The 929-nt window shown below is 67.6% G+C and carries 1 protein-coding gene; it reads right to left on the bottom strand.

All coding sequences use genetic code 11. The annotated features are described in order from the left end of the window. Positions 1-929: acyltransferase domain-containing protein (locus K7854_RS37255; protein WP_226030983.1), on the bottom strand; the 929-nt coding region annotated here is incomplete at both ends.

Below are 929 nucleotides of genomic sequence, written 5' to 3'. Positions count from 1 at the left end.
ACCCAACTCCACCACCGCATCCGCAAACCGCACCGTGGCACGGACCTGACCCACCCAATACGCCGGATCAGTCAGATCCACGTCCGGCCCAACCGTCGACAGGATCGGCAACCTGGGTGCCGTGTACGTGAGTTCACGGGCGACCGTCTCGAAATCGGCCAGCATCGGCTCCATCAACGCCGAGTGGAAGGCATGAGAAACCCGCAGACGGCGAGTACGACGATCGGCGAACCGCTCCGCCACCGCAAGAACGGCCTTCTCCTCACCCGACAACACCACCGAACCCGGCGCATTGACCGCCGCCAACGACACCCGCTCATCCAGGTACGGCGCAACCTCGTCCTCGCCGGCCTCCACTGCGACCATCGCACCACCCTCGGGCAGTGCGTCCATCAACCGGCCCCGCGCCGCCACCAGACGCGCCGCGTCTTCGAGCGACCACACCCCGGCCACATAAGCCGCCGTCAGCTCACCGATCGAATGACCCACCAGCACATCCGGAGTGACACCCCACGACTCCCACAACCGGAACAACGCACTCTCGAACGCGAACAACGCAGCCTGCGTGAACACCGTCCGCTCCAGCAACCCCGCGTCCTCACCCCACACCACCTCCCGCAACGGACGCTCCAGATACCGGTCCAGCTCCACCACAGCCGCATCGAACGCCTCCGCGAACACCGGGAACGCCTCACACAACTCGCGGCCCATGCCCAGCCGCTGCGCACCCTGACCCGAGAACAGGAACGCGGCACCACCCTCGTGGACCCGGTCGCTGCGACCACCGTCGGCGATCGCCTTGAGTCCGTCGAGGAGTTCTTCCCGGGTGGCGGCGGTCACCGCCACCCGCTGGTCCCAGGTGGCGCGGGAGAGCGCCAGGGAGTAGCCGATGTCCGCGATCCCCGCCTCCGTACGGTCGGCGAGGAAGC

Origin of the sequence: Streptomyces hyderabadensis (assembly GCF_020404845.1) — a bacterium.
GTDB lineage: Bacteria > Actinomycetota > Actinomycetes > Streptomycetales > Streptomycetaceae > Streptomyces > Streptomyces hyderabadensis.
The sequence above is the reverse complement of the archived record's forward strand: the minus strand, read 5'-3'. Positions and strand labels throughout refer to the sequence as shown.